The sequence below is a fragment of the Flavobacterium erigeronis genome, assembly GCF_054075165.1.
Map to the genome: position 1 here is coordinate 217043 of NZ_JBSKGP010000007.1, position 25964 is coordinate 243006.

Genomic DNA, 25964 nt, shown 5'->3' on the forward strand with positions numbered 1-25964 from the left:
TTGAAAAACGCTTCCGTTACGACGGAAGCGTTTTTTGTTTTTATTCGTAATACAATTGCGAAGCACTTATTTCTTGTTTTTCCTTTCCTTCTGGCTGAATGAAACAGTTTAAAATCGTTCCGCCAGTTAAATCAAAATAATTGATATTGATCTTATGGAATCCTTTTTCTAGTTTAACTGCCCCATAGGCTTCATTTGCCCAATGAATTTTATCGTTATCTACAATTAATTCATCATCAATAAAAAGCTTTGATCCGTCGTCTGAAAGTGTCGAAAACGTATAATTTCCAGTTTCTGGAATAAAGATATATCCGTTAAGTTTTAAACCAATGTAACGCTCTAATTTTGTTTTCCATTTTTCAGCGCTGATTTTGCCTTCTAAAATTCCAGAGTTTACTGGTTTTGCCAATTCTAAATCTTGAGTTTGCTGAAATAATTTTCCAGTGAAATATTGATACTGCAAACCATTTTTTTTGGGTTGAATTGCCAAAGCAGGTTTTAAATCAGGATTTCGGACAATGATTTTATTGATTGAACTTCTTTTACCGCTTTCGCTAATTTGAATCGTTTTAATAATTCGATATTCACCTTTTGGAATATTGATTTTTACGGGATTTTGATACAGATTTGCTGTTTCATCAGGATTATAGCCATCGATCGTGTAGAAGATTTTTCCGTTTTTGATGGTTGATTTTAAGTCTAAAATATATGTCGAAGCAATTAAAGCCGTTTCATCAGCACCAAAAGGAGTTGGAACTTTATACAATCTTTTTTGTTTTTCTAATTTTTCTAAATGATATGGAAGCTGATTTTGTACAAAATGATTGTAATTTTTGTTTTGAGGTTCTGTCCACGCAATTTCTGCTAAAGCAAACATTCGCGGGTACAACATATAATTCAGTTTTGCTTCGCTTGTCAAATATTCCGACCAAAGGTTAGCCTGTACGCCCAGAATATATTTTTGTTCTTCAATCGTTAAACTGTCAACCGGCGTTGGATTATAATGGTAGACTTTTTCTAAAGTGCTCAATCGCCCAACTGTCAACGGTTCGTTTGGCGAATAACCTTGATTGTAATCAAAATAAACCGTTCGTTCTGGAGTCATTACGACGGGATGTTTCAATTTTGCAGCATGAATTCCACCCGATTCTCCTCGCCAAGACATAACAGCAGCGTTTGGTGCTAAACCGCCTTCTAGGATTTCATCCCAACCGAAAATTTGTCTTCCGTTTGCATTTAGGAATTTTTCTATTCTTTTAATGAAATAGCTCTGCAATTCATGTTCATCTTTCAAACCTAAATCTTTGATTCTTTTTTGGCAATTTGGACAAACTTTCCATCTTGTTTTTGGACACTCATCGCCGCCAACATGAATATAATTACTTGGAAATAATTCCATAACTTCTTTTAAAACATCTTCCAGAAAAGTAAAAGTTTCGTCTTTTCCAGCACAAAAAACGTCTTCAAAAACACCCCAAGATTCTACGACTTTATAATTTCGATCTGGAAAACAAGCCAAATTTGGATAAGCTGTAACCGCCGCCGAAGCATGTCCTGGCATTTCGATTTCGGGAATAATATTGACATAATTTTCTTCGGCGAATTTTACAACTTCTTTAATTTCTTCTTGAGTGTAAAATCCGCCGTAAGGATTTCCGTCGAAGAAAAAGGAGGATCTTTCGAATTTATTACCAACTAAAGTCTGCGCTCTTTTTGAACCAATTTCGGTAAGTTTTGGATATTTTTTGATCTCAATTCGCCATCCCTGATCGTCTGTTAAGTGCCAATGAAAGGTGTTTAGCTTATAGCTAGACATTTGTCTGATAAAATCTTTTATAACATTAACAGAGAAAAAATGACGGCAAACATCTAGGTGTAAACCGCGATACCCGTATCGTGGTTGGTCTCGAACGATTACGCATGGAAATTTTAGCTCTTTTTTGGAAGGATCATTTGGTAAAAATTGCAATAATGTCTGAACAGCATAAAATAATCCTTCTTCTTGACCGCTTACTAAAATTTTATTCTTAGAAATTTCGATTTTATAAGCTTCTTTTGAGGCCAATTTTTCATTTGTATCGAACTCAATTTTGATATTTGATTTTTTGGAATCTGAAAATGAATTTACAGCCGATTCAAAAATTTTAGCCGATTTTAATTCCTTTTGGCTGTAATTTTTGTTTTTAAAAGTAACCTGAACTTTTCCATTTATTTGAATGCTGTCTCCAGTCAATTTATAAAAATTTGGAGTCGGAATAATAGAAATGTTCTGTTGTGAATTTTGTGCTTTTCCATTTAAAAAAGAAAGAACAAAAAATATAAAAAGGAATTTTTTCATAAGAGAAAAACTTTAAATTTTTATTAAAAACAGTTTTAAAGATATTGAAATGCTTTTAAAACTAAATTATTGAAAATTTTTATTGCCAATACGGCTTTTGGTTTCGATGAATTATTTAACGAATTGTTTATTTTTGTAAATAGAAAAAATCAATCGGCATGAGCACTGAAAATGAAGTTTTAAATTACAGTAAAGAAGAACGTAAAAATCATATTCTAAAAGAGATCAACTTGCACACGCGTGTCAGTTTTGAAACGCTGTCGGCTAAACTTGGTGTTTCAGAAGATACAATTCGCCGTGATATTAATGAATTGGACGCTGAAGCACTTATTATCAAAGTAAAAGGCGGCGCGATGACCAAAGGATATCACTATTCTTCGTCGAATCAGACTTATGCGGTAGAAGCGAAACAAGTTATTGCACAAAAAGCAGTTAGTCTTCTTCATGACGGAATGGTTATTATTGTTGACGGAGGAACTACGATTCGAGAATTCATCCGATTAATTCCAAACGATCTTAATCTGACTGTTTTTACGATTACGGCTCTTACTGCTGTACAGCTTTTAGATAAACCGAATATCAAAACGATTATGATTGGCGGAAGCATTTCTTCTTACAGTCAGATGTGTGTGAGCGGAGAAGTTTTTCATCAATTAGCGAATATAAAAGCAGACCTTCTTGTTTTAGGGACAAATGCTTTAGACGTCGATGGCGGATATTCTGATTCGGATTGGGAAACCGTTCAGGTAAAAAAAGCAATGATTCACGCTTCTAAAAAAACTGCAGTTTTAACTATTACCGAAAAATTGAATACAGTTCTAAAAATGAAAATTGCTAGTTTGTCTGAGGTGAATTACGTTATTACCGAAGAAGAGCCAAATCACAAAAAACTACAGCCATACAAAAGCGCCGTTCCGAGTTTGGTTGTGATCTAACCTTTATCTCAAATAAAAATGAAAATTGCTTTAATCCAAACCGATCTTTTTTGGCAGAATGCCCATAAAAACCGAGAAAACTTTGATTCAAAAATCAATGAAATCGAGTCGGACGTAAATCTGATTGTACTTCCAGAAATGTTTTCTACCGGATTTACAATGAATGCTTCTGAAGTTGCAGAAACAATGCAAGGAGAAACGATTGCTTGGATGAAGTTAAAAGCAAAACAGAAAAATGTTGCAATTACAGGGAGTGTTGTCATTACAGAAAATGGAAAATATTACAATCGAATGATTTTTGTTTTTCCGTCTGGCGAAATTCAATATTACGATAAACGACATTCATTTTCTCTCGCTGGCGAAGACAAAATCTATACACGCGGAAACCAAAAAGTTATTGTTGATTATCTGGATTGGAAAATTTGTCTTCAGATTTGTTATGACTTGAGATTTCCGGTTTTTGCTCGAAATGTAGAAAATTACGACCTTATTCTATATGTTGCCAATTGGCCAAAAGTGCGCACCAATGCTTGGGACGCTTTGCTAAAAGCCCGCGCCATAGAAAATCTTTCGTATGTAGTGGGAGTAAACAGAACTGGAAATGATGTCCATGATTATGAACATGTAGGCCACTCTCAGGCAATAGATTTTTTAGGTAATTATATCTTAGAGCCACAAGAAAAAAATGGTGTTTTTGTCGTAGAATTAGACAAAAACACCATGTATGAAACGCGTAAAAAATTGGATTTTTTAAGCGATAAAGATCAGTTTGAAATTAAACTTTAAAACGCTTTTCGTTTCTTTTCTGCTTCTTTTTTCTTTTTATCGTCTTGTTTTTTCTCGACTTCGGGATTAAACGGAATACTCAAGTCAATTGTTTCGTTCCGATCCCAATTGGCGCGCACATCAAACTCTTGCTGATTGTAAAATACCTCTTCGGCATATTTCTTTTCTAAGAAACTACCTGTGTCATATTGTTTGTTTTTATTGTCATCGTAAATAACACGCACGGTAAAAAGGTCAGGTTGAAGTAGATTGAATTCCAATGTCGTTGCGCCTTCAGAATAGCCTTCGGCCAATACAACATCTCCTTTTTTATTGGTCAATTCAACAATAATAGGAAAACGTTTTACATTTTTTAAATTCAAGATAATATTTCCGTAATCGGCATATTCTTTAGTGTTGAGTTTATACGATAAAGTATCATTTGTCTTTTCATAAAAATCAGTCAAAGCGCCTGGTAAGAAAGTGAAATTGTATTTTTCTAAAGGCTCTTTTTTGAAATCAATATACAGTTTCTGGTCAAATTCATCGTATTCTGTTGTGTAAGGAACAGCAACAGAATCTTTATTCACCAAATTGATTTTAGACTTATCAAATTTCACCAATGGGGTTTCGGTTTCCAGTGTAAAACGTTCTCTAAAATTAATTTGGCCGTTTTGTACCGCTTTAATATTTAAAGTGTCTTTTTTCAAAGCTTTAATTTTAAAAGAAAACTTTTTGTTGTAGCTTCCTTTCTCCACTTCCATAGATAATGAATCGGCCTTTAAAGGTTTGTACCAGACCTGAAGTGAATCTTTTTTAGGGAATTGCGTTATAATAGTTTCTAGAACTTCATCGCCATTTTTAAGAACGATTTTTGGTTTTGAATTCTTGAAATTCTGTTTTCCGTCATATGGAAGATACAAACGGTTTCCAGAAGCCTGAATAGGTTTGAACGTTTTTAAAGGCAATGTTTCTTTAAATAATTCTAATTCATAAACAGTATCTGTCGGAATGGTGATGTAGTTTTTTAAGAAACCGATTTTATCATCTTTCGGATTAAATTTATTGTTTGAGCCTTTGTCTTTTAATGCCACCAAAAGATATTTTCCTTCTTTTAAATTTTCGAATTGAAAAGTTCGCATACTGTCCAAAGTGTTGGTAATGTAGCGCGGAAATTCTTTGTAAATGGTAGAATCTTTGTATTTGTCATTTATTTCATATAGCATTACAGAAACGAAATTATCGACATATTTTCCGTAAGAATCTTTAATTCTTCCGTTCAATTTAAGCGAGTCAATGTGCGATCCTGTAGAAAAAATATATTTAAATTGGTTTAAAGCATTTCCTTCATTATTATCAGTAATCGCTTGTCCAAAATTAAAACTATACGTGGTGTTTGGCTGTAAAGTATCTCGAATTTCAATCTTTAAAAATTTACTCACTGTTGAAGGCGTGATTAGAGGCTCATTTTTTAAAGGAGGTGAAATAATCAGCTGTTTATTGGTGTTTTTAAGTTTGACATATTCGTCGAAATTTAAAAGGATCGTATTTCCTTTAAAATCTGTAGAATAATTTTCGGGAAAGCTAGAGACCAAAACGGGAGCTAATGTATCTTTTAAACCGCCGGTAATACTGCCTCGCTTAGCACAGCTTATCATTGATATTAAAATTATAAAGGCAATATATTTTAAAGTGTTTTTCAACATAACGGTTTTTCAATTTGATTGCACAAAATAACAATTATATTTGCTTTAATTGAAATTTTTTGGGCAATTATTAGGATTTGCAACTTTTGTAATTCTTCTAAAATTTTACCTCTTCGAGTATTTTAAAACGGCATAATTTCTTACTTTTGAATTAAAATGTAATCTTCTAAGTTTTGTTCAAACGAATTTTTCCAGTTTTGTTTCTCTTTTTAATGTTGTCATGCACTAAAAGCGAAAAACCTGTAATCTCCTTTTATTACTGGAAAACGATATTTAAATTCTCAAAAACAGAAAAAGAAGTTTTGGATGAAAATAAAGTTCAAAAGCTTTATGTAAGATATTTTGACATTGAACTTCATCCAGAATCAAATTTTCCAATTCCGATTAGCCCTGTTCGATTTTTAGAAAATCCAAAAGAATATACTATTGTTCCAGTTGTTTTTATCCAGAACAAAGTGATGTTGCAGCCTCATCTTGATGTGAATGATCTGGCACAGAAAACTTTTGATTTTATAGAACAGATTAATTCTAAAAACCAAATTTCGTGTCAGGAAATTCAAATTGATTGCGATTGGACCTTAAAAAGCAAAGAGAATTATCTGAAATTTATAGAGGTTTTTAAAAAGCTTTCGAACAAAAAACTTTCAGCTACCATTCGATTGCATCAGGTGAAATACTTCAAAAAAACAAAAATCCCCAATGTCGATTCTGGAGTTTTGATGTATTATAATATGGGATCGATTGCGCCCGATTCGCTAAATTCTATTTATGATAAAAAAGTAGCAGCACGATATCTGAAAAGTTTAAAGCGATATCCGCTGCATCTTGATTTTGCGTTTCCAATTTATTCGTGGGGAGTTCATATTAGAAACAATAAAGTCATCGGACTTCGTTCTAAAATGAATAGTGCAGCGCTAGAGAAAGATGTTAATTTTGAAAAAACAAGTCCGATTTTTTTCAGAGTAAAAAAGGCCAATTATAAAAATGGTGTTTTTTATGAAGAAAATGATCTCTTGAAAATAGAAGAAATTAAAACAGAAGATTTAAAAGAAATGGCAGAAGATTTGCAAGATAATCTTGTCGAAAAGCCAAACGAAATTATATTTTACGATTTAGACGAATTCAATTTAAATAATTATGAAAAGAATATTTTTGAGCAAGTTATTTCTTGTTTCTAGTGCCGTTTTGCTTTCTGCATTCGGAATATACGCCTGTGCAGATGGAGATTGGGACTATTTAGGATCTTATAATTCAAATTTTACTCCAGAAACTTTTGCTGATAAATCGTATTCGCCATTATTTTTGTCAGGCGGAATTTTCTACGGAATTGGTTTTGACACTCAGCACAATTCTCGTTTTAATAAAAACATAAAGTCGGATTGGGCAGATTACTTAAAAGGAAAAGCCGATACAACAACAGTTAATTATTTTTTGATTGGTGACGAAAAGCCTAGATATTATTCTGATGAAAAAAATGTGATCAAAAACAAAGAAGAAATAACCGATTTGCATGTTTTTTATAAAACAAAAAAGGAAAATAAAAGCTCTCAGAAATGGGGCAAAAAGCTTAATTTGAAAGATGAGAAAGTTAAAAACTTTGTCGAATTTTTGTATTTGGCGCAGAAAATAGAAACGGTTTCTATTGGAGAAGATTATTGGAGTTACGATCCTGTGGTGGCCAAAACTTTCAATGATGCTAAAATGATTCAGTCAATAGAAAATGTCTACAACACGCTGTCTGATCCGTTTTTGAAAAACAGATATTGGTTCTTGACTATGAAAGCGCGTTTTTATAGTAATGACAAGCAAAAAGCGATTGATTTTTTTAATAAAACAGAAAGCTCTGTTGCAAAAAATACGTTGTATTATCGTGCTTTGGCTTATGTTGCAGGAATTAATTTCAAACAGAAAAAATATGCGACTTCGAACTATTTATATGCTCAGGTTTTTGATAAATGTCCAGAATTGCGAGTGGTAACGGCTTACAGTTTTCATCCAAAAAATGAATCAGATTGGACTAAAGCTTTGGCGATGGCAAAAAATAACAAAGAAAAAGCGGCGCTTTGGGCAATTCACGGCTATTATAAAGATGAAAAAAAGGCAATTGAAAAAATCTACGAATTAGATCCAAAGAGTGAACATTTGAATTATCTCGGAACAAGATTGGTTAATTCGCTAGAGCAAAAAATAAATAATTCGTTTCAGCTGGACGGGCAAGGAGAAAATCAGAAACCAAAACCGCAGACTGTTGCAGAAAATAAAACAGAAAATAAAGCAAAAGTTGATAATAGCGCTATTGATTTAATTGCAAAAATTTCTGCTGCAGGAAATACCGATAAACCCTATTTATGGGATATGGCACTTGGATATCTTCAAACTCTAAAAGGGGATTATGCTAATGCAGATAAAAATTATACTAAAGCAGAAAAAACGCTTCCAAAAACACAATTGGCTGGGATGCAGCTTCGTTTATTGCGCTTTGTAAATAATTTAAGCAAGATTGATAAGCTGACAGATAAAAATGAGAAAACAATTCTAGCTGATTTGAATTGGCTGTATTACGAGCTTCCTAAAAATTATAAAGGAGAGGAATTTCGTTATCAAAATGCTTCTTCGTGGAGCAGAAGCTATTTGTCGCATTTGTATAAAGAAAGCGGCAATTTTGTGATGGCTGAGATTTATGGTGAATCGCGTTATAGTTATTGGAATGACGGAAATGCTTTTTATGACAACGAAAAGAATTTGTTGGCGATAAAATCTTTCTTAGAAAAATCTAATAAATCGGAAATTGAGAAAATCGGAGCAGGAATTTATAGTTTGAAGCTGAAAGATATTAATCAGTTTCAGGCAGTTCAGGCGACTTTCAAAAACAAGATTCCAGAAGCAATTGCTTTTATGCAGCAAACCGATTCTGTTCAGCATTACAAATTCTTAGGAAATCCGTTTAACGGAAACATAAAAGATTGTCATGATTGTGAGCACGCGGCGTATCAGAAGAAAAAATATACTTACATGGATTTCTTGACGACAATAAAATCTATGCAGGAAAAATTGGCTCAGAAAGAAGATGTTTATACGAACAGCCTTTTGCTAGGAAATGCGTTTTATAATATCTCTCATTTTGGAAATGGAAGAACTTTTTACGAAATCAGTATTGTAGGTTACGGTTCAAGTCCGTATTCGTTTAGAGATTCAATGAAAGAAATGATTACGAATAATTCGGTTTCTAAAATGTATTATCAGAAAGCTTTTGAAGCTGCTTCAAACAAAGAACAAAAAGCAAAATGTCTGTACTTGATTTCGAAATGCGAACGAAACGATTATTACAATAAAAAATACAGTGCAATAAACAGTTATTGGCAAATTCAAGACGATAAAGTTAATTTTATTGCCTGGAACTCATTCAAAGCTTTAAGAAAAGACTATTCCGATACGAAATATTATCAGGACGTAATTGCCGAATGCGGTTATTTTAATACGTACGTAAATCAATAAACAGGAAAAGGTGGTAAACAAAATAGAACATATAGGGATTGCAGTAAAAAATATGGATGATGCCAATATTTTGTTCGAAAAAATGCTTGGTGTTCCGTCTTATAAAATGGAAGCTGTGGAAAGCGAAGGCGTACTAACATCTTTCTTTCAAACCGGAAATAATAAAATCGAACTTTTGGTGGCAACGAATCCCGAAAGTCCGATTGCTAAATTTTTGGAAAAAAAAGGAGAAGGGATTCACCATATTGCTTTTGATGTTGATGATATCGAGGCAGAAATAGTTCGCTTAAAAAATGAAGGTTTTGTTTTGATTAATGAAGTTCCAAAGAAAGGTGCCGACAATAAATTGGTTGTTTTTCTGCATCCAAAGAACACAAATGGTGTTTTGGTGGAGCTTTGCCAAGAAATTAAATAAAAAATATCATTTTAATTTTTTGAATAAGAGGTTGAAAATCAATTTCGTTTTTGAGATTCGAAGAAACTTTTAAAATTAAATTAAAATGATGTCTTAAAATATTTGGAGTGAATGAAAAATAGTAGTAATATTGCATCCTCTAAACCGGTCCTATAGCTCAGCTGGTTAGAGCACCTGACTCATAATCAGGTGGTCCCTGGTTCGAGCCCAGGTGGGACCACTTCTTTAGAATAGAAAGCCTTTACAGAAATGTAGAGGCTTTTTTGTTTTTCAGTACTTTTTAGGATGTGAAATTTGAAATATTCTGCATCAAAAATTAAACTTTCCTTTCTGTAAAATCTCTTAACTTTATCCATCCGAAACAAATTTAATCTTAAGATGGATAGATTAACTCCCGAACAGAGGAGGAAAACTATGCAGGCGATAAAAAGCACTGCTACAAAAGGCGAAGTGAGGCTTGCTAAAGCTTTATGGAAATTGGGTCACAGATATCGAAAGAATAACAAAAAGATATTTGGAAGACCAGATCTTACTTTTGCCAAATATAAATTGGCCATTTTTGTCGACAGTGAATTTTTTCACGGAAAAGATTGGGAAACAGAGCAAATGAGGATTAAAACAAATCGGGAATATTGGATTCCGAAAATTGAAAGAAATATCCAAAGAGATGATGAAGTCAACAGTTTTCTGATTTCTGAAAATTGGACAGTTTTAAGGTTTTGGAGCAAAGAGATAGAAAAGAATCTCGAAGTTTGTTTGGCAAAAATTGAAGGAACAATAATGCTTTTAAGTATTTAAACTTTTTCAGTTTTTAATTTTCTAGCTTCGGCTTTTTCTATGCATTTGAAAATTTCGGAAGCGAGTCTTTGTATCACTGGCATGCTTACCGAATTTCCAGCTTGTTTGTAAAGACTGGAATTCGAAATTTTAGGCAGTTTATAATGGTCTGGAAAACCTTGAAAACGAAAACATTCTCTTGGGGTTAGTTTTCTAAAGCCAAATTCGGTTGTAATAATTGGAACATTGTGGCCACCAGTTCCCATATTGGCGGTTAAAGTAGGGCAGACTTCTTTTTTGTTTTCTCGTACATATTGTCTTCTAAACTGATAAATTCGGTCTTCGCGCACAACAGTTTCTTTGAGCATGTTGTACATGTATTTATCTTCGGTGTAATAGAACTTTTTGTCGACTTTTTCTTTTGTGATTAAATCGGCAACCTTTTTTGTTAATTCTTCTTTTTCTGGGAAATTAAATTTAAAGCCTTTTTTCACGAAGTCTTTGTCGAAAGCAATCATGAAAATTCGCTCTCGATTGTGCGGGATGTTTCCAAAATTTTTGGTGTTCAAGACCGCGCTGTCAAAAGTATAATTGCGTTTTTTGATTTCGCGCTGAATTACTTTCATGGTATTTCCTTTGTCGTGACCTTTTAGATTTTTCACATTTTCAAGAAATACCACTTTTGGCCTCATTTCGTCAATAAAATCCAATATTTTGAAGAAATGATTTCCTCTACTGTCTTTAAAACCTTTTCGATGGCCAGCGAGAGAAAAGGGCTGGCACGGAAATCCGGCAGTAAGAATGTCAATTTTATTGAGTTTTTTTACGTCCAATTCCATAACATCACCTTCAATAAGAGAGTGGTCAAAATTGTTTCTATAAGTAACGCAAGCTTTTTTGTCAAATTCGTTCGCCCATTCTAATTTGAACCCCGCATTTTCAAAACCTAAACAAATGCCGCCGACGCCTGCGTATAAACTTCCGACTGTATATTGGTTTTTCATTTGCTTGATTAGAGGTTTTTGGAAATAGGTTTGAATTTGAAAGTCCAAATTTAACTGTACAAATATATTAATTTGAAAACATTCTCTTAAAAGTAATTAGAGTTGAATCCAAACTTCTTTTTTTGACGTAAATTTTAGTAACAGGTCTTTTTCTCATTGTAAAAAAATCAAATTCGGCTAAAATAAGGAAATTCTTATAAGCTTATAAGACTTATAAATAATAGCAAAAAAGAGTGATTGTTCTCTAGAGCGTTTTCTGAAAAGGATTAGCAGAATTTTGAAAAAAAATGTTAAAATTTGTTTTGTGTTTTTTGGTTTAAAAGTTGATTTTGTGCAAAAAACTTATACTTTTGTCCAAGATTTTGGAAGTAGAAATGCGTTTGTGCGAAATTTCCACAGAAGAATATTTATCAATAATTATCTAGAGTTGCTGATTTGCAATCGCTTGAATTTATGAAAAATCTAAAAGCCCCATTTTTAGTAATTGCCTTGTTGTTTTTAAATGTTTTACTGGCTGGACCGAAGGATATGCCTGTGCCAGGTGATGCTAATGAAATGAATGCACAACAAGCAAGGCTCGCTTGTCCAAATTGCCCTGCTGATTTTCCAATAGATCAGAATATTGTTTTTCTAGTAATTAGCGGTTTAGCTTTAGGAGCTACAATAATATATAAAAATCGTACAAAAAAAGCTTCAATTTAAAATTGAAGCTTTTTTTGTGGAAAATTGCAAAACTTTATTTATTGATAGAATAAAGTCTAGAAATATATTTTCCAACTACATCAAACTCAAGGTTGATTTTTGTGCCAACTTTGAAATCTTTAAAATTAGTGTGTTCATAAGTGTACGGAATGATTGAGACACTAAATTCATTTGTTTTAGAATTAACTACTGTAAGGCTTACTCCATTTACTGTAATCGAACCTTTTTCGATTGTAATATTATTTAAGTTTTTATCATACTCAAACGTATAATTCCAGCTTCCGTTAGCTTCTTCAATTTTGATGCAAGTGCCTGTTTGATCTACGTGACCTTGAACAATATGTCCGTCTAAGCGGTCACCAAGCTTCATTCCTCTTTCCAGATTTACAATATCGCCAGTTTTCCAATCTCCAATATTGGTCTTCAAGATGGTTTCGTCAATTGCGGTTACCGTATAAAAAGAGTCTTTTATAGCAACAACTGTAAGGCATATTCCGTTATGCGAAACGCTTTGGTCTATTTTTAATTCGTGGGTAATTGAAGAGTCAACTGTTATATGAAGATTGTTTTGGTCTTTTTGAATTTCGTGAATCCTGCCGAGTGTTTCTATAATTCCTGTGAACATTGTGGTTTTATTTTACTAAATTTGCACATCAAAATTAGTAATAAATAAACTGAGCTCATGAATAAAAAAGCAGAAAATATAATTGTTGGAATTTCAGTTGGAGATTTAAACGGTATTGGAAGCGAAGTTATACTCAAAACATTCGAAGATTCTCGAATGTTGGAATTGTGTACGCCGGTTATTTTTGCAAATGCTAAAATTCTTTCATTCGTTAGAAAAAGCTTTACATCGACAGTCCAATTTCACGGAGTTGACAAATTGGAGCAGGTTATACCTGGAAAAGTAAATGTCTTAAATCTTTGGAGAGAAGGAGTTGATCTGAATTTTGGAGTTAATGATCCTAAAATAGGAGAGTATGCGATTAAATCTTTTACAGCCGCAACAAAAGCTTTGAAAGATGGCGAAATTGATGTTTTGGTTACGGCTCCTATTAATAAATACAATATACAGTCTGAGGATTTTAAATTTCCTGGGCATACAGATTATTTAGATCAGCAATTAGATGGCGATGCGCTAATGATGATGGTGCAGGATAATTTAAGAGTAGGTTTAATTACCGATCATGTGCCTCTTAACGAAGTTGCTTCACATTTGACAGAAGAATTAATTGCAAAAAAAATAGAAACAGTCAGAAAATCTTTGGTTCAGGATTTTAGCATCGTAAAACCAAAAATTGCAGTTTTAGGATTGAATCCGCATGCAGGTGATGGCGGTGTAATTGGTAAAGAAGATGATTTGATTTTGAAACCTGTTTTAAAAAAAATATTTGAAGCAGGAACAATGGTTTTTGGTCCTTTTCCTGCAGATGGCTTTTTTGGAAGCGGTCAATATGAAAAATATGATGCTATTGTAGCCATGTATCACGATCAAGGATTAATTCCGTTTAAAACTTTATCTTTTGGTAAAGGAGTTAATTATACGGCAGGTTTAAACAGAGTTAGAACTTCTCCAGATCATGGCACAGCTTACGATATTGCTGGGAAAGATATGGCAGATTACAATTCTTTTAAAGAAGCAGTCTATCTTGCAATCGATATTTTTCGCTCGCGTAATCAGTATGAGGAGATTAGCCAAAAACCTCTTAAAATAAAAGAAAAACAGTTATAAACAAAAAAAGGTGAATAAGATTATTAGATTTATAATAATTTTATATCTTTGCACCCCAATTCAGATATCTAGTTTTAGAACTGAATTGATCAAATTGATGTTGAAATGAGCAAAACAAAAGAATTTTTAATTCCTTTCGTAGGATTAAAACTAGGAAAACACCATTTTGAGTATCAGATAAATAACGAGTTCTTTAAGAATTTTGAATACGATGAGTTTCAAAGTTCAGACATTAAAGTCAATTTACTTTTTGATAAAAAAAGTACAATGTTAGAGTTAGAATTCAAACACAAAGGAACCGTAAACGTGCCTTGTGATCTAACAGGCGAAGATTTTGATCTACCTATTAAAGGGAAAATGAAGTTAATAGTTCGCTTTGGAGATGAATTTAATGATGATAACGAAGAATTATTGATTTTACCACATGGTGAACACGAGATAGATGTTGCGCAATATATTTATGAAATGATCGCGCTTTCAGTACCTCAAAAAAGAATTCATCCAGGGGTTAAAGATGGAAGTCTACAGACAGAAACTTTAACAAAATTGAATGAATTAAGTGTAAAAGAACAAAAGGAAGAGAGTAATAAAGAAGAAGATATTGACCCGCGTTGGGAAAAATTAAAGAAACTATTAACGGATAAATAATATAGTAAAATGGCACATCCTAAGAGAAAAACCTCGAAAACAAGAAGAGATAAGAGAAGAACACATTATAAAGCTACTGTAGCTCAAATCGCTACATGTCCTATTACAGGTGAGGCGCATTTATACCACAGAGCTTACTGGCATGAAGGTAAAATGTACTACAGAGGGCAAGTTGTTATCGATAAATCTGAAGCGGTTGCTTAATACGTTTTTGTAAATTATACTAGAACTCTCACATAGTGAGAGTTTTTTTTGTTGGTTATAATTTTCGTTTTTTAGGAAAATATAGACAAATTCGTTACGTTTTTTTTTGTAATTTTCAAGTCTTTTAAAAATTTTTCAAATTAATCATAATTTGAAAAGAAAATAATAGAATATAATGAATACAATCACAGCCGCAATTACCGCTGTTGGAGCTTATGTTCCTGACTTCGTTCTTTCGAACAAAGTACTAGAAACAATGGTTGATACCAATGATGAGTGGATTACCACTCGAACAGGAATTAAAGAAAGAAGAATTCTTAAAGATGCTGATAAAGGTACGTCGTACCTTGCGATAAAAGCAGCACAGGATTTAATTGCAAAAGCAAATATTGATCCGCTTGAGATTGATATGATTATAATGGCAACTGCAACACCAGATATGATGGTGGCTTCTACAGGAGTATTTGTTGCGACAGAAATTGGAGCGACAAATGCATTTGCATACGATTTGCAAGCTGCATGTTCAAGTTTCTTATACGGAATGTCTACTGCTGCGGCTTATGTTCAGTCAGGACGTTACAAAAAAGTACTTTTAATTGGTGCAGATAAAATGTCATCAATTGTAGATTATACAGATAGAGCAACTTGTATTATTTTTGGAGATGGAGCTGGTGCAGTTCTTTTCGAACCAAATTATGAAGGTCTTGGTTTACAGGATGAATATTTAAGAAGTGATGGCGTTGGACGCGATTTTCTTAAAATTCCTGCGGGAGGTTCTTTGATCCCGCCTAGTGAAGATACTGTAAAAAACAGACAGCATAATATTATGCAAGACGGTAAAACTGTTTTCAAATATGCTGTAACTAATATGGCAGATGCCAGCGAATTGATTTTGCAAAGAAATAATTTGACAAATCAAGATGTTGACTGGTTAGTGCCACACCAAGCTAATAAACGTATTATTGATGCTACTGCCGGAAGATTAGAATTGGACGATTCTAAAGTTTTGGTAAACATCGAAAGATATGGTAATACTACTTCTGGAACTTTACCATTAGTATTAGCTGATTTTGAAAATAAGCTTAAAAAAGGAGATAATGTTATCTTTGCCGCTTTTGGTGGAGGATTCACTTGGGGATCTATCTATTTAAAATGGGCTTACGATACAAAATAAATTAAAACTAAAAACGAATCATTATGGATTTAAAAGAAATTCAAAACCTAATCAAATTTGTTGCAAATTCGGGCGTTGCAGAAGTGAAGTTAGAAATGGATGATGTAAAAATCACGATCAGAACAACTTTAGAAACAAATGTAACAGAGGCAACTTACGTACAGCAATTACCAGCTCAAGCAGCTTTACCTCAAGCGGCAGTTCCACAAGTTACAGCTCCAACAGTTGTAAGTGTAACTCCAGAAGCTCCAGCAGCAGCTAACGATTCTAAATATATTACTATAAAATCTCCAATCATTGGAACATTCTATAGAAAACCATCTCCAGACAAACCAGTTTTCACAGAAGTTGGAAGCACAGTTTCTAAAGGTGATGTTCTTTGTGTAATTGAAGCAATGAAATTATTCAACGAAATCGAATCTGAAGTTTCTGGTAAAATTGTAAAAATTCTTGTAGACGATATGTCTCCAGTAGAATTTGACCAACCTTTATTCTTAGTAGATCCATCATAAATAAATTTAGATTTTAGATTTTAGATTTTAGAATGGTTCGAAGCAATTTTGTTAACCATCTAAAATTATCTAATTATCAAATTGTCTAATTAATTAAAATAAGATGTTTAAAAAAATATTAATTGCGAATAGAGGAGAAATTGCACTACGTGTAATTCGTACATGTAAGGAAATGGGAATCAAAACTGTTGCAGTTTACTCTACAGCCGACGCAGAAAGTTTACATGTTAAATTTGCTGACGAAGCGGTTTGTATTGGCCCTCCTCCGAGTAACTTATCGTATTTGAAAATGTCAAATATTATTGCAGCTGCTGAAATTACAAATGCAGATGCAATTCACCCAGGTTATGGATTTCTTTCTGAGAATGCTAAATTCTCAAAAATCTGTCAAGAGCACGGAATTAAATTTATCGGTGCTGCTCCAGAAATGATCGACCGTATGGGAGATAAAGCTTCTGCAAAAGCTACAATGAAAGCAGCAGGAGTTCCTTGTGTACCAGGTTCAGATGGATTATTAGAATCTTACGAACATGCACAAAAAACAGCAGCAGAAATTGGATATCCAGTTATGATGAAAGCTACTGCTGGTGGTGGTGGTAAAGGAATGCGTGCCATCTGGAAAGAAGAAGAGCTTTTAAAAGCTTGGGAAAGTGCACGTCAGGAAGCTGCTGCTGCGTTTGGAAATGACGGAATGTACATGGAAAAACTTATCGAAGAGCCACGTCATATCGAAATTCAAGTTGTTGGAGATGCATACGGAAAAGCTTGTCACCTTTCTGAAAGAGATTGTTCTGTACAGCGTCGTCACCAAAAACTTACTGAAGAAACACCTTCACCTTTCATGACAGATGAACTTCGTGCAAGAATGGGAGAAGCTGCTGTAAAAGCTGCTGAATTCATTAAATACGAAGGAGCTGGAACAGTAGAGTTTTTAGTAGACAAACACAGAAACTTCTACTTCATGGAAATGAATACTCGTATTCAAGTAGAGCACCCGATCACAGAACAAGTTATTGATTATGATTTGATCCGTGAGCAAATTATGGTTGCTGCTGGAATTCCGATTTCAGGTAAAAACTACCTTCCACAATTACACGCTATCGAATGCCGTATTAATGCTGAAGATCCATATAACGATTTTCGTCCTTCACCAGGAAAAATTACTACGCTTCATATGCCAGGAGGACACGGAGTACGTTTAGATACTCACGTATACTCAGGATATAGCATTCCGCCAAATTACGATTCTATGATTGCTAAGTTAATTACAACAGCGCAGTCTCGTGAAGAAGCTATCAGCAAAATGCGTAGAGCTTTGGATGAGTTCGTAATCGAAGGTGTGAAAACTACAATACCTTTTCACAGACAATTAATGGATGATCCAAAATATATTGCAGGAGATTATACAACTGCATTTATGGATACATTTAAAATGAAATCTATAGAGGAATAATATAAAGGCTGTCAATTTTGACAGCCTTTCTTTTTTATATACTTCCTCTTAAATTAAATTCCAATTTAAATTGCTTCGCCTGTTCGCTATCGCTCGAGTCCAAATTCCAAACTAGAGATGATTATATTGGGATTTGGAATTTCAAAAATTAGAATTTCCTAAGCTTGCAATGGAATTTGGAATTTCAAAATTTGGAATTTCAGCCAAGGTTACACTAAAAGTGTTTACTTATTACACACTTCTTTTCTCTTTTACACACCTTTTAAGTTTTATCTTTTTTTGCTATATTTGATGTAAAGCCTTTAAAAACAGGTTTTTATGATCTTTGGCATGGCTCTTTTCTTTTACGGCACAATAATTTCATTATCTAAAGCGTAAACAACTATTAATTTAAATATATACGTTATGAAAAATTTATTTTTATCAGCCGCAATTGTCTTAGGAGGTTTAACTTCATTCGCTTCAACTACACAAGTAAATAATACAATCGTAAAAACGATTTCTATTGAAGAAGAATACACTGAAATTAAATTAGAAGAATTACCAGCAGCAATTACAGAATCTTTGAAAAAAGCTTATCCAACTGCAGTAATCACTAAAGCTTACAAAAACGAAAAGTCAGAGTACAAACTTGATGTTACTGTTGGTGACAAAGTTGGAAATCTTTTTGCTAATGCAGACGGAACCTGGATTCAAAAATAATTCAAAATTCTAAAGTATTCGTATTATGAAAATTCAAATAAAGAATACTAAAATCAAATTAACTACATTAAAATATAACTATCATGAAAAATTTATTTCTATCAGCCGCAATCGTTTTGGGAGGTTTAACATCATTTGCTTCAACTTCGCCAATTTCAAATACAATCGTTAAAACAATTTCTATTCAAGACGAATATACAGAAATTAAAGTAGTAGAAGTTCCAACAGCGGTAACTGACGCTCTTAAAAAAGCATATCCAGATGCAGTTTTGACTAAAGCATTCAAAAATGAAAAGTCAGAATATAAACTAGAAGTTACTGTTGGTGACAAAACAGGAAATCTTTTTGCTAACGCAGATGGTACTTGGATTAAAAAATAATTAAGTCTAACCCTTAAAAACTATTACTATGAAAAAGTTAATCTTATCGGCAGCAATTGTTTTAGGCAGTTTGTCGATGTACGCAGAGACCCCTGTTGCAACTACTCCAATAGTGCATACAGTAAATGATCAGGATGGATATAAAGAAGTGGACGGAGTTCCGGCAGCCGTAAAAAAAGGTTTAGATGACGCTTATCCTGGTGTAGTGCTTGAAAAAGCATGGGTTAATGATAAAAAGGAGTACAAAATTGAGATAACCGTTCGAGGCGAAAAATCGATCGTTTATACAGATGCTTCTGGTAAAATCCTTAAAAAATAATTTAAACCACTAAATATTATGAAAAAGTTAATCTTATCAGCAGCGATTGTTTTAGGAAGTCTTTCAGTAAACGCTACAGTTCTTCCAGCGATTTCGATTTCTCAATCAGTACTTGTTCAGGATGGATATACTGAAGTTGCTTTAGATGCTGTTCCGTCAGCAGTGAAGTCTACAGTTGAAAAATCTTTTCCAAATACTAAGCTTGAGAAAGCTTATAAAAATGATAAAAACGAGTTTAAGCTTGAAATTTCAAGTGGAGACAAGAAGTATACTATTTTCACAGATGCTTCTGGGAATATCATTAAAAAATAATTTAAAATCAGCATCATGAAAAAACTAATCTTATCAGCTATGGTAGTTTTAGGAACAATGTCAATTCATGCCAATGTATTGTCTGTTTCTCAAAACACTAAAGCGACTGTAACTGTTCAGTCAGAATACACTGAAGTTACGGCAGATGCTGTGCCTGCAGCAGTAAAAACTGCTCTGCAGACTGCTTATCCAGGAGCAAAACTGGAGAAAGCATTTGTAAACGAAAAAAAAGAGTATAAACTCGAAATATCAGTTGGAGACCAGAAGGCTACTGTTTATTCAGATGTCAATGGTAACTGGTTGAAGATATAATTAGGTGAATTTAGATTTATGTTTTTGGTGAAAAAGAGATTGCGTCGTGCAATCTCTTTTTTTTTACATATTTTACATAAATTTATGAAATAACAAGTTTAATAATGTTATTTTAGCAAAAAAGTCCCTCAAACCAAATGCCGAAGATATTACTGATAGAAGATGATATTGCGTTTTGCAAATTATTAGAGAAATTTCTAATCAAAAAAGCGTATGACGTAACGATAGCTTTCTCTGCAGCAGAAGCACGTGAAGCGGTTAAAAACGAATCTTTCGATTTGATTTTGACAGATCTTCGCTTGCCTGATTCTGACGGTATCGGACTTATGTCTGAATTTAAAAATTCTCATCCTCATATCCCTGTTATTTTGATGACGGGTTATTCTGATGTAAACACTGCGGTAAAAGCCATCAAAAACGGTGCTGCAGATTATATTTCAAAACCATTTAATCCAGATGAAGTTCTTCTTGTTATTACCAATGCGCTTCAAGCGCCAAAAGTGGAAGAAGAAACTCCTGTAAAAGAAAAAAAGACAGCAAAAAAGCAAGCTCCATCAGGAGAAAATGAATTTGTTAAAGGAATTTCTGTTGCATCCAAAAAACTTTTAGATCACATTCAGCTGGTAAGTCCAACCGATATGTCGGTTTTAATAATTGGAGAAAGCGGAACAGGAAAAGAAATCATTGCAAAAAGCATTCATCAGCAAAGCAGAAGAAAAGACAGTAATTTTATTGCAGTCGATTGCGGTGCGATTCCAAAAGAATTGGCGGCTAGCGAATTTTTCGGACATTTAAAAGGATCTTTCACAGGAGCGATCAACGATAAAAAAGGATATTTTGAAGCTGCAAATGGCGGAACTTTATTTTTGGATGAAATTGGAAATCTTTCTTACGAAAATCAAATTCAGCTTTTAAGAGCACTTCAAGAACGAAAAATTAAACCTGTTGGAAGCAATAAAGAAATAAACGTCGATATACGCATTATTACAGCTACAAACGAAGATTTGCGCGAGGCAGTAAAAAACGGCGATTTTAGAGAAGATTTATACCATAGAATCAACGAGTTTTCGATTCAGTCGCCATCTTTAAAAGATCGTGGTGAAGATTTAATGGTTTTTGCCGATTATTTCTTAGAAAAAGCCAATCAGCAATTGCATAAAGAAGTCATCGGATTTTCGCCAGAAGTAGTTTCTATTTTTCAGAATTACAACTGGCCTGGAAACTTGCGAGAATTGCAAAACTGCGTAAAACGTGCTACGCTTTTAACTCGAGGAGATTTTATTGAAAGCGATGTTCTCCCAGCAGAATTTTTTCAGATTCAAACACAGCAGACACCCGCAAATGAAGTTTTTTCTTTATCTGAAAATGAAAAAGAAACGATCATACATGCGTTGTCTAAAACGCAGAATAATAAATCTGAAGCAGCAAAATTGCTGAAAATTACCAGAAAAACACTTTACAATAAATTGAAACAATATAATATTGAATAAAAAAAAGCAGTCTATTTAGACTGCTTTTTTTATGAATTTCATTAAGGATTATATTTCTTGTTTCAATTCCTCAAAAAGGACTTTTATTTTTTCGTTTAAATCGGCGTACGTAGCCTTTATGTCAATCGTATTTAAATCTTCTTTTTCTAAATCTTTTAAAATATCTCCAATTTCATTGGCTTGAATTTGTTTAAACATTGGAGCAATACGATGCGCGATAGATTTTATTTCGTCATGATTTTGTTCCTCAATGGCGACTTTCAAAAAACCTAAATTTTCTATAGTGGTTTCCAAAAAAGACTTTAAAACCTCTTTCAAAGCCGATTCGTCCTGACCCAGAAAATCCTTTAAGGTTTCTAGAGAATATATTTGAGAAGTATTTTGTGTTGTATTCTCGGTATATTCCGTTATGGGCACTTCTTCATGATCCAAAATATGCTGAATCGTTTCTAGTAAAATTTTTGGCGAATATGGTTTTTTAACAACAGTTGTAAAACCAGCCTTTTTATATACTGCAAGATCAAGATCGGTGCGGCCTGTCAGTGCAATTACAGGCTGATTTTTGAAAATGGTTTCGGGAAGTTCTCGAAGTTTTTCTAAAAACAAAAATCCGTCTATTTCTGGCATTTGAATATCGGTAATTACAAAATCAAACGGAGTGGTTTTAATTGTTTCTAAAGCTTTGGCAGGATTAGTAAACGAAAACACCTGATGTTGTTCTTGCTTTAAAACACCACTCGTTAAATTCAGAAGATTAATATCGTCGTCTACAACAATAAAAGTCTGTTTTTTACTGTTTTTTGCAGTCTTTGGTTTAATTTCGTTTGCAGGAATATTTTGGCTATTATCAAATAATAAAGGCAGTCGAATAAGGAAAGTACTTCCTTTTCCGAAGATGCTTTCTAAGGTTAAATTACCGCCCAAAATAGAAATAATCTTTTGGCAGATCGATAAACCTAAACCTGTTCCTCCGTATTTCTTTTCAATGCTTTCATTCGCTTGGGCAAATTCTTCAAAAACCAATTTCTGATTGGCTTTTTCAATTCCGATTCCGGTATCTTGAATCGAAATGGTGAAAAACTGATCTTCATTCGCGTAAGCGGCAATTCGAATATGGCCTTCTTCGGTAAACTTATAAGCATTTCCGATAATGTTGGTCAAGATTTGTTTTAAACGAAACGGATCGCCAACAATGCGTTTTTGAAACTGCTCGTCTATATTGATAATAAGATCAATATCTTTCTGTTTGTAAACAGTTTGTATATTTCGGGCAACATCTTCAATAATTTCTGGTAATGAAAACGGAACTTTTTCTATCGAAATTTTTCCAGCTTCAATCTGCGAAAAATCCAATAAATCCTGAACAAGCTGTGAAATATATTCAGACGAATTTTTAATGTTTTTAACGAAATAAGACTGCTTGGTGTTAATGTCTGAATTTCCTAAAAGTTCAGAATAACCAACAATAGTACTCAAAGGCGTTTTTAAATCGTGGCTTACAGTCGAAATTAACTGTTCACGGCTCTTTAGCAGGTTTTTTGTTTTGAAATTGGCAATTTCCAGCTGTTTTTTATACAATTGAGATTTGGAATAATCGCTCACAATTAGAATCGAAAAAAAGACCGTCAGCAACAAACCGATAACCGCAGAAGCCGTTACAATTTCGTTGACTCTTTTTAATGATTTTTCTTTTAGTGAATTGCTTTTGATCGAATTGATGATAATTTCTCGCTCAATAATTCGAAGTATTTTTCTAAGCTGATCCGAAATTGCTATTTCATTCTGAAGCAGTTTGTTTTCTTCAAAATTTAGAGATTCTTTCTTCTTTTCGGCTTTTAATTTAACAGAACTTAAAAGTTTTTTAGAATTGGCCAAAATAGAATCAGAGGCTTTTTTACTCAGTGTATTGGTGCTGTCGTCTGGAATATTTGAATTTAAATAATCGACATATCGCTGTAAAACACCGCGCTGATAACTTCCTAACTGGTTTGGGTTTTTAGTGAAATCCTGAAGTTCCAATTTTCTCAGGTTAAATTCCATTTTTGTGATTTCATCGATCGCATTATTTACAGAGGTTTCATCATCAGCTTTATTTTTAATTTCTCTTAATTGCTGGATGTTTTCTGTCTTTTCAGACAAAAAATAAGTAACGCTATCCAAAAGTGTTTTTTGATATTCTGTCGTAACAACTTGCTTTAAAGTATCGATGCGTTTGCGAAGAGAATCGGTTTCGATCAGATAATTTTTAAAATCTTTTTCAGAATTATTTTGAATGGTTTGTCGAGCTAAACTTTCTGTTTTATAAACATTAGAATACAATCTGCTGACTCTAAGAATTTTTATTTTTTCTAAAGCAATCTTGTCTTCCAGCTTGTTGTAAACTACATTTTCAGAATAAAGAAACCATCCAACGGTAACAACCAAAGCCAATAATGCAACGTAGCTGAACAAAACCTTGATTGCGGTGTAACTTTTTTTGGTCTCCATATTTTGCTGAAAGATTTGGGAATTTCGGAATTATTAAAACATTGCAATTTATCTAAAAAAATCTGTTTTAGAAAGTAGCAAAATAATCATTATGTTACATAATTGTAAGGTCTCCAAAGAAAAACAGCCGTAGATTATGTAAATCTACGGCTGTTTTAATATTGTTTTTATGGATTATAAAGTTTCATCTAACCATTTGAAGAATTCGCCCTGCCAAACCTGTGCATTTTGAGGTTTTAAAACCCAGTGATTTTCGTCTGGGAAATATACAAATCTACTTTTGATTCCTCTTAACTGAGCCGCTTGAAAAGCTTCTTGCCCTTGTCCGATTGGCACACGGAAATCTTTTCCTCCTTGGAAAATCAAAATCGGTTTATTCCAATTCTGAACTAAAGTCGCTGGATTAAAAATAGTATACGCTTTTTGTGCAACAGCATTATCTTTTTCCCAATATGGTCCGCCAAAATCCCAGTTGTTAAAGAAAACTTCTTCTGTTGTTCCTAACATCGAAACGGTATTGAAAACACCATCGTGAGCGATAAAAGTTTTGAAACGGTTTTTGTGAATTCCTGCTAAATAAAATACAGAATATCCTCCGTAACTTGCCCCAACACAACCTAAACGGCTTTTGTCAACATACGATTCTTTAGCAACATCATCAATTGCAGAAAGATAATCGTCCATAACTTGTCCGCCCCAGTCTTTACTAATCTGCTCGTTCCATTCAACTCCGTGACCTGGCATTCCGCGACGGTTTGGAGCAACCACCACATAACCTTTAGCAGCCATTAAAGAAAAATTCCAACGGAAAGAATACGATTGTGTCAACGGACTTTGCGGTCCTCCTTGACAGAATAATAAAGTTGGGTATTTTTTTGAAGCATCAAAATTTGGAGGTAAAATTACCCAAACCAGCATTTTTTTACCATCAGTTGTCGTTACATAACGTTTTTCTGTTTTGCTTAAAGCTAAAGTTTTATACGTATCTGTATTTACGTTTGAGATTTGTTTCCAAGTATTTTTCTTCAAGTTAAAAGAATAAATTTCAGCAGCATGATTCATGTCTGTTCTTGTTACAATGATATCATCTCCAGCAAAACCAACTAAATCATTTACGTCAAAATCTCCGTTTGTTAACTGGCGAACGTTGATCGCAATTCTCGTTAAACCAGGAAAATTAACAGAGAAAAGCTGTTTTGTTCCATCAACAGGAGCCACAAAAAATACTGTTTTTCCGTCTTTGCTCCAGATAAAATTATCTACAGTTCCGTCCCAATTTGCAGTTAAGTTTTGTTTGATTCCTTTAAACTCAACAATAATATCATTTTTATCAGACTCGTAACCATCGCGTTTCATTTGCAACCAAGAAAGATTTCCTGTTGGAGAAAATTGCGGTGCTGTGTCGTAACCTAAATTACCTTCCGTTTTATTGGTCGTTTTTTGAGTCTCTAAATTGTACTCATAAATATCTGTATTTGTCGAAATCGCATAAGCAGTTCCCGCTTTTTTCTTGCAAACGTAAAAAATGCTTTTGCTGTCTGGCGACCAGATATAATCTTCGTCACCGCCAAAAGGTTTTTGCGGAGAATCGAAAGTTTCACCTTTCAAAATATCAATTCCTTTTGCGCCGTCTTTGTTTTCTTTGTAAAAAACGTGATTAAATTTTCCTTCGTTCCAAGTGTCCCAATGGCGATAATCTAATCCGTTGTAAATTTGAACGTCCGATTTAGTAAGCTCTGGGTAGAAATCTTTTCCTAAAACGCTCTCGATTTTTACTTCATCATTATAAACAACAAATTTTCCGTCTGGCGAAATATTTTTGTCTTTTAAAACATCTTTGGTATCCTTAATTTCAGTGGCATTACCTCCGTTTACCGGAATAATATAAAGTTTAGAAGTCGATTTGTTATCGGCTACAGAAGGCGTTGAAACCTTATAAACAATATTTTTTTCATCTTTTGAAAGTCCAAGTGGAGTTACTCGTCCTAATTTCCATAACAATTCTGGCGACATTACATTCTGTCCGATAGCGTTTAAACTCATCATTATTAAAGTTGTTACTACTACTTTTTTCATAATAAAAATTCTATTTTTTGTGGTGC

At 33.5% G+C, this 25964-nt stretch carries 25 protein-coding genes and 1 tRNA gene; 20 read left to right on the forward strand and 6 right to left on the reverse strand.

The window, feature by feature from the left end; translation table 11 throughout:
- Positions 1 to 40: 40 nt before the first annotated feature.
- Positions 41 to 2338 carry a family 20 glycosylhydrolase gene (locus ACWA1F_RS15165; RefSeq protein ID WP_456894723.1) on the reverse strand — a complete coding sequence of 766 codons (2298 nt, stop codon included), beginning with the start codon at positions 2336 to 2338 and terminating at the stop codon, positions 41 to 43.
- 158 nt (positions 2339 to 2496) lie between these two features.
- On the opposite strand from ACWA1F_RS15165, the gene ACWA1F_RS15170 reads away from it, so the two are divergent.
- Both ACWA1F_RS15170 and ACWA1F_RS15175 read left to right on the forward strand, forming a co-directional pair.
- Positions 2497 to 3273, forward strand: coding sequence for a DeoR/GlpR family DNA-binding transcription regulator (locus ACWA1F_RS15170; protein ID WP_456894725.1), 777 nt, complete (start codon positions 2497 to 2499; stop codon positions 3271 to 3273).
- An 18-nt stretch (positions 3274 to 3291) separates the two neighbouring features.
- Positions 3292 to 4059 (forward strand): nitrilase family protein, encoded by a 768-nt coding sequence (locus ACWA1F_RS15175; protein WP_456894727.1) that lies wholly within the window; start codon positions 3292 to 3294, stop codon positions 4057 to 4059.
- Here the strand turns inward: ACWA1F_RS15175 and ACWA1F_RS15180 are convergent.
- Positions 4056 to 5744: an Ig-like domain-containing domain gene (locus tag ACWA1F_RS15180; protein ID WP_306153434.1), complete on the reverse strand. Its 1689-nt coding sequence runs from the start codon at positions 5742 to 5744 to the stop codon at positions 4056 to 4058. The genes ACWA1F_RS15175 and ACWA1F_RS15180 overlap by 4 nt on opposite strands.
- A 302-nt stretch (positions 5745 to 6046) precedes the next feature.
- Here ACWA1F_RS15180 and ACWA1F_RS15185 point away from each other — a divergent pair, with 302 nt between their 5' ends.
- From ACWA1F_RS15185 to ACWA1F_RS15205, 5 genes are all read left to right on the forward strand, one after another.
- Positions 6047 to 6922, forward strand: a complete 876-nt coding sequence (locus ACWA1F_RS15185) for a hypothetical protein (protein WP_456894729.1) — start codon at positions 6047 to 6049, stop codon at positions 6920 to 6922.
- Positions 6882 to 9239 (forward strand): hypothetical protein, encoded by a 2358-nt coding sequence (locus tag ACWA1F_RS15190; RefSeq protein ID WP_456894731.1) that lies wholly within the window; start codon positions 6882 to 6884, stop codon positions 9237 to 9239. Before ACWA1F_RS15185 ends, ACWA1F_RS15190 begins: the two co-directional genes overlap by 41 nt.
- A 10-nt stretch (positions 9240 to 9249) precedes the next feature.
- Entirely contained in the window at positions 9250 to 9654 is a 405-nt protein-coding gene (mce, locus tag ACWA1F_RS15195) for a methylmalonyl-CoA epimerase (RefSeq protein WP_456894733.1), read from the forward strand.
- A 146-nt stretch (positions 9655 to 9800) separates the two neighbouring features.
- A tRNA-Ile gene (locus ACWA1F_RS15200) sits at positions 9801 to 9874 on the forward strand.
- 158 nt (positions 9875 to 10032) lie between these two features.
- Positions 10033 to 10452: a very short patch repair endonuclease gene (locus tag ACWA1F_RS15205; protein WP_456894735.1), complete on the forward strand. Its 420-nt coding sequence runs from the start codon at positions 10033 to 10035 to the stop codon at positions 10450 to 10452.
- Here ACWA1F_RS15205 and dcm read toward each other — a convergent pair.
- Positions 10449 to 11435 (reverse strand): DNA (cytosine-5-)-methyltransferase, encoded by a 987-nt coding sequence (dcm, locus tag ACWA1F_RS15210; RefSeq protein WP_456894737.1) that lies wholly within the window; start codon positions 11433 to 11435, stop codon positions 10449 to 10451. The two genes, ACWA1F_RS15205 and dcm, sit on opposite strands and share 4 nt — an antisense overlap.
- Before the next feature lie 453 nt (positions 11436 to 11888).
- On the opposite strand from dcm, the gene ACWA1F_RS15215 reads away from it, so the two are divergent.
- A complete protein-coding gene (locus tag ACWA1F_RS15215; RefSeq protein ID WP_456894739.1) occupies positions 11889 to 12137 on the forward strand; it encodes a hypothetical protein in 249 nt (82 codons plus the stop codon).
- A 34-nt stretch (positions 12138 to 12171) separates the two neighbouring features.
- Here the strand turns inward: ACWA1F_RS15215 and ACWA1F_RS15220 are convergent, their stop codons facing one another.
- Positions 12172 to 12762 (reverse strand): riboflavin synthase, encoded by a 591-nt coding sequence (locus tag ACWA1F_RS15220; protein ID WP_456894741.1) that lies wholly within the window; start codon positions 12760 to 12762, stop codon positions 12172 to 12174.
- A gap of 57 nt (positions 12763 to 12819) precedes the next feature.
- Here ACWA1F_RS15220 and pdxA point away from each other — a divergent pair, with 57 nt between their 5' ends.
- The 12 genes from pdxA to ACWA1F_RS15280 all read left to right on the forward strand — a co-directional run bounded on the left by pdxA (position 12820) and on the right by ACWA1F_RS15280 (position 21375).
- Positions 12820 to 13869, forward strand: a complete 1050-nt coding sequence (pdxA, locus tag ACWA1F_RS15225; RefSeq protein WP_456894743.1) for a 4-hydroxythreonine-4-phosphate dehydrogenase PdxA — start codon at positions 12820 to 12822, stop codon at positions 13867 to 13869.
- Positions 13870 to 13974: 105 nt separating this feature from the next.
- Positions 13975 to 14517 (forward strand): YceD family protein, encoded by a 543-nt coding sequence (locus tag ACWA1F_RS15230; RefSeq protein WP_456894745.1) that lies wholly within the window; start codon positions 13975 to 13977, stop codon positions 14515 to 14517.
- Positions 14518 to 14526: 9 nt separating this feature from the next.
- Positions 14527 to 14721, forward strand: coding sequence for a 50S ribosomal protein L32 (rpmF, locus tag ACWA1F_RS15235; protein ID WP_008465217.1), 195 nt, complete (start codon positions 14527 to 14529; stop codon positions 14719 to 14721).
- 175 nt (positions 14722 to 14896) lie between these two features.
- The gene (locus ACWA1F_RS15240) at positions 14897 to 15895 is read left to right on the forward strand and encodes a beta-ketoacyl-ACP synthase III (protein WP_306153397.1); all 999 of its coding nucleotides are present in this window, start codon (positions 14897 to 14899) and stop codon (positions 15893 to 15895) included.
- Positions 15896 to 15918: 23 nt separating this feature from the next.
- Entirely contained in the window at positions 15919 to 16407 is a 489-nt protein-coding gene (gene accB, locus ACWA1F_RS15245; protein WP_306153395.1) for an acetyl-CoA carboxylase biotin carboxyl carrier protein, read from the forward strand.
- A gap of 103 nt (positions 16408 to 16510) precedes the next feature.
- Positions 16511 to 17860 carry an acetyl-CoA carboxylase biotin carboxylase subunit gene (gene accC / locus ACWA1F_RS15250; protein WP_456894749.1) on the forward strand — a complete coding sequence of 450 codons (1350 nt, stop codon included), beginning with the start codon at positions 16511 to 16513 and terminating at the stop codon, positions 17858 to 17860.
- Positions 17861 to 18265: 405 nt separating this feature from the next.
- A complete protein-coding gene (locus ACWA1F_RS15255) occupies positions 18266 to 18562 on the forward strand; it encodes a hypothetical protein (RefSeq protein ID WP_456894751.1) in 297 nt (98 codons plus the stop codon).
- 83 nt (positions 18563 to 18645) lie between these two features.
- The gene (locus ACWA1F_RS15260; protein ID WP_306153388.1) at positions 18646 to 18942 is read left to right on the forward strand and encodes a hypothetical protein; all 297 of its coding nucleotides are present in this window, start codon (positions 18646 to 18648) and stop codon (positions 18940 to 18942) included.
- 28 nt (positions 18943 to 18970) lie between these two features.
- Complete coding sequence (locus ACWA1F_RS15265; RefSeq protein WP_306153385.1) at positions 18971 to 19261, forward strand: hypothetical protein; 291 nt, start codon at positions 18971 to 18973, stop codon at positions 19259 to 19261.
- A gap of 18 nt (positions 19262 to 19279) precedes the next feature.
- Positions 19280 to 19573, forward strand: coding sequence for a PepSY-like domain-containing protein (locus ACWA1F_RS15270; RefSeq protein ID WP_456894753.1), 294 nt, complete (start codon positions 19280 to 19282; stop codon positions 19571 to 19573).
- Between the two features lie 15 nt (positions 19574 to 19588).
- The gene (locus ACWA1F_RS15275; RefSeq protein ID WP_456894755.1) at positions 19589 to 19885 is read left to right on the forward strand and encodes a PepSY-like domain-containing protein; all 297 of its coding nucleotides are present in this window, start codon (positions 19589 to 19591) and stop codon (positions 19883 to 19885) included.
- Positions 19886 to 20022: 137 nt separating this feature from the next.
- Entirely contained in the window at positions 20023 to 21375 is a 1353-nt protein-coding gene (locus tag ACWA1F_RS15280; protein WP_456894757.1) for a sigma-54-dependent transcriptional regulator, read from the forward strand.
- Positions 21376 to 21423: 48 nt separating this feature from the next.
- Here the strand turns inward: ACWA1F_RS15280 and ACWA1F_RS15285 are convergent, their stop codons facing one another.
- Together ACWA1F_RS15285 and ACWA1F_RS15290 are read right to left on the reverse strand one after the other, a co-directional pair.
- On the reverse strand, positions 21424 to 23862 hold the full coding sequence (locus ACWA1F_RS15285; RefSeq protein ID WP_456894759.1) for a hybrid sensor histidine kinase/response regulator: 2439 nt from the start codon (positions 23860 to 23862) through the stop codon (positions 21424 to 21426).
- A 174-nt stretch (positions 23863 to 24036) separates the two neighbouring features.
- Positions 24037 to 25938, reverse strand: coding sequence for a S9 family peptidase (locus tag ACWA1F_RS15290; protein WP_456894761.1), 1902 nt, complete (start codon positions 25936 to 25938; stop codon positions 24037 to 24039).
- Positions 25939 to 25964 lie beyond the last annotated feature (26 nt).

What these genes read in the sequence shown, in the direction of transcription:
- ACWA1F_RS15240 (WP_306153397.1), top strand. Translation starts at nt 14,897, where the DNA reads ATGAATACAATCACAGCCGCAATTACCGCTGTTGGAGCTTATGTTCCT.
- ACWA1F_RS15175 (WP_456894727.1), top strand. Translation starts at nt 3,292, where the DNA reads ATGAAAATTGCTTTAATCCAAACCGATCTTTTTTGGCAGAATGCCCAT.
- ACWA1F_RS15280 (WP_456894757.1), top strand. Translation starts at nt 20,023, where the DNA reads ATGCCGAAGATATTACTGATAGAAGATGATATTGCGTTTTGCAAATTA.
- ACWA1F_RS15220 (WP_456894741.1), bottom strand. Translation starts at nt 12,762, where the DNA reads ATGTTCACAGGAATTATAGAAACACTCGGCAGGATTCACGAAATTCAA.
- ACWA1F_RS15275 (WP_456894755.1), top strand. Translation starts at nt 19,589, where the DNA reads ATGAAAAAACTAATCTTATCAGCTATGGTAGTTTTAGGAACAATGTCA.
- ACWA1F_RS15165 (WP_456894723.1), bottom strand. Translation starts at nt 2,338, where the DNA reads ATGAAAAAATTCCTTTTTATATTTTTTGTTCTTTCTTTTTTAAATGGA.
- ACWA1F_RS15215 (WP_456894739.1), top strand. Translation starts at nt 11,889, where the DNA reads ATGAAAAATCTAAAAGCCCCATTTTTAGTAATTGCCTTGTTGTTTTTA.
- ACWA1F_RS15170 (WP_456894725.1), top strand. Translation starts at nt 2,497, where the DNA reads ATGAGCACTGAAAATGAAGTTTTAAATTACAGTAAAGAAGAACGTAAA.
- accC (WP_456894749.1), top strand. Translation starts at nt 16,511, where the DNA reads ATGTTTAAAAAAATATTAATTGCGAATAGAGGAGAAATTGCACTACGT.
- ACWA1F_RS15255 (WP_456894751.1), top strand. Translation starts at nt 18,266, where the DNA reads ATGAAAAATTTATTTTTATCAGCCGCAATTGTCTTAGGAGGTTTAACT.
- ACWA1F_RS15285 (WP_456894759.1), bottom strand. Translation starts at nt 23,862, where the DNA reads ATGGAGACCAAAAAAAGTTACACCGCAATCAAGGTTTTGTTCAGCTAC.
- ACWA1F_RS15180 (WP_306153434.1), bottom strand. Translation starts at nt 5,744, where the DNA reads ATGTTGAAAAACACTTTAAAATATATTGCCTTTATAATTTTAATATCA.
- rpmF (WP_008465217.1), top strand. Translation starts at nt 14,527, where the DNA reads ATGGCACATCCTAAGAGAAAAACCTCGAAAACAAGAAGAGATAAGAGA.
- ACWA1F_RS15265 (WP_306153385.1), top strand. Translation starts at nt 18,971, where the DNA reads ATGAAAAAGTTAATCTTATCGGCAGCAATTGTTTTAGGCAGTTTGTCG.
- ACWA1F_RS15290 (WP_456894761.1), bottom strand. Translation starts at nt 25,938, where the DNA reads ATGAAAAAAGTAGTAGTAACAACTTTAATAATGATGAGTTTAAACGCT.
- pdxA (WP_456894743.1), top strand. Translation starts at nt 12,820, where the DNA reads ATGAATAAAAAAGCAGAAAATATAATTGTTGGAATTTCAGTTGGAGAT.
- ACWA1F_RS15260 (WP_306153388.1), top strand. Translation starts at nt 18,646, where the DNA reads ATGAAAAATTTATTTCTATCAGCCGCAATCGTTTTGGGAGGTTTAACA.
- ACWA1F_RS15205 (WP_456894735.1), top strand. Translation starts at nt 10,033, where the DNA reads ATGGATAGATTAACTCCCGAACAGAGGAGGAAAACTATGCAGGCGATA.
- ACWA1F_RS15270 (WP_456894753.1), top strand. Translation starts at nt 19,280, where the DNA reads ATGAAAAAGTTAATCTTATCAGCAGCGATTGTTTTAGGAAGTCTTTCA.
- ACWA1F_RS15230 (WP_456894745.1), top strand. Translation starts at nt 13,975, where the DNA reads ATGAGCAAAACAAAAGAATTTTTAATTCCTTTCGTAGGATTAAAACTA.
- accB (WP_306153395.1), top strand. Translation starts at nt 15,919, where the DNA reads ATGGATTTAAAAGAAATTCAAAACCTAATCAAATTTGTTGCAAATTCG.
- dcm (WP_456894737.1), bottom strand. Translation starts at nt 11,435, where the DNA reads ATGAAAAACCAATATACAGTCGGAAGTTTATACGCAGGCGTCGGCGGC.
- ACWA1F_RS15190 (WP_456894731.1), top strand. Translation starts at nt 6,882, where the DNA reads ATGAAAAGAATATTTTTGAGCAAGTTATTTCTTGTTTCTAGTGCCGTT.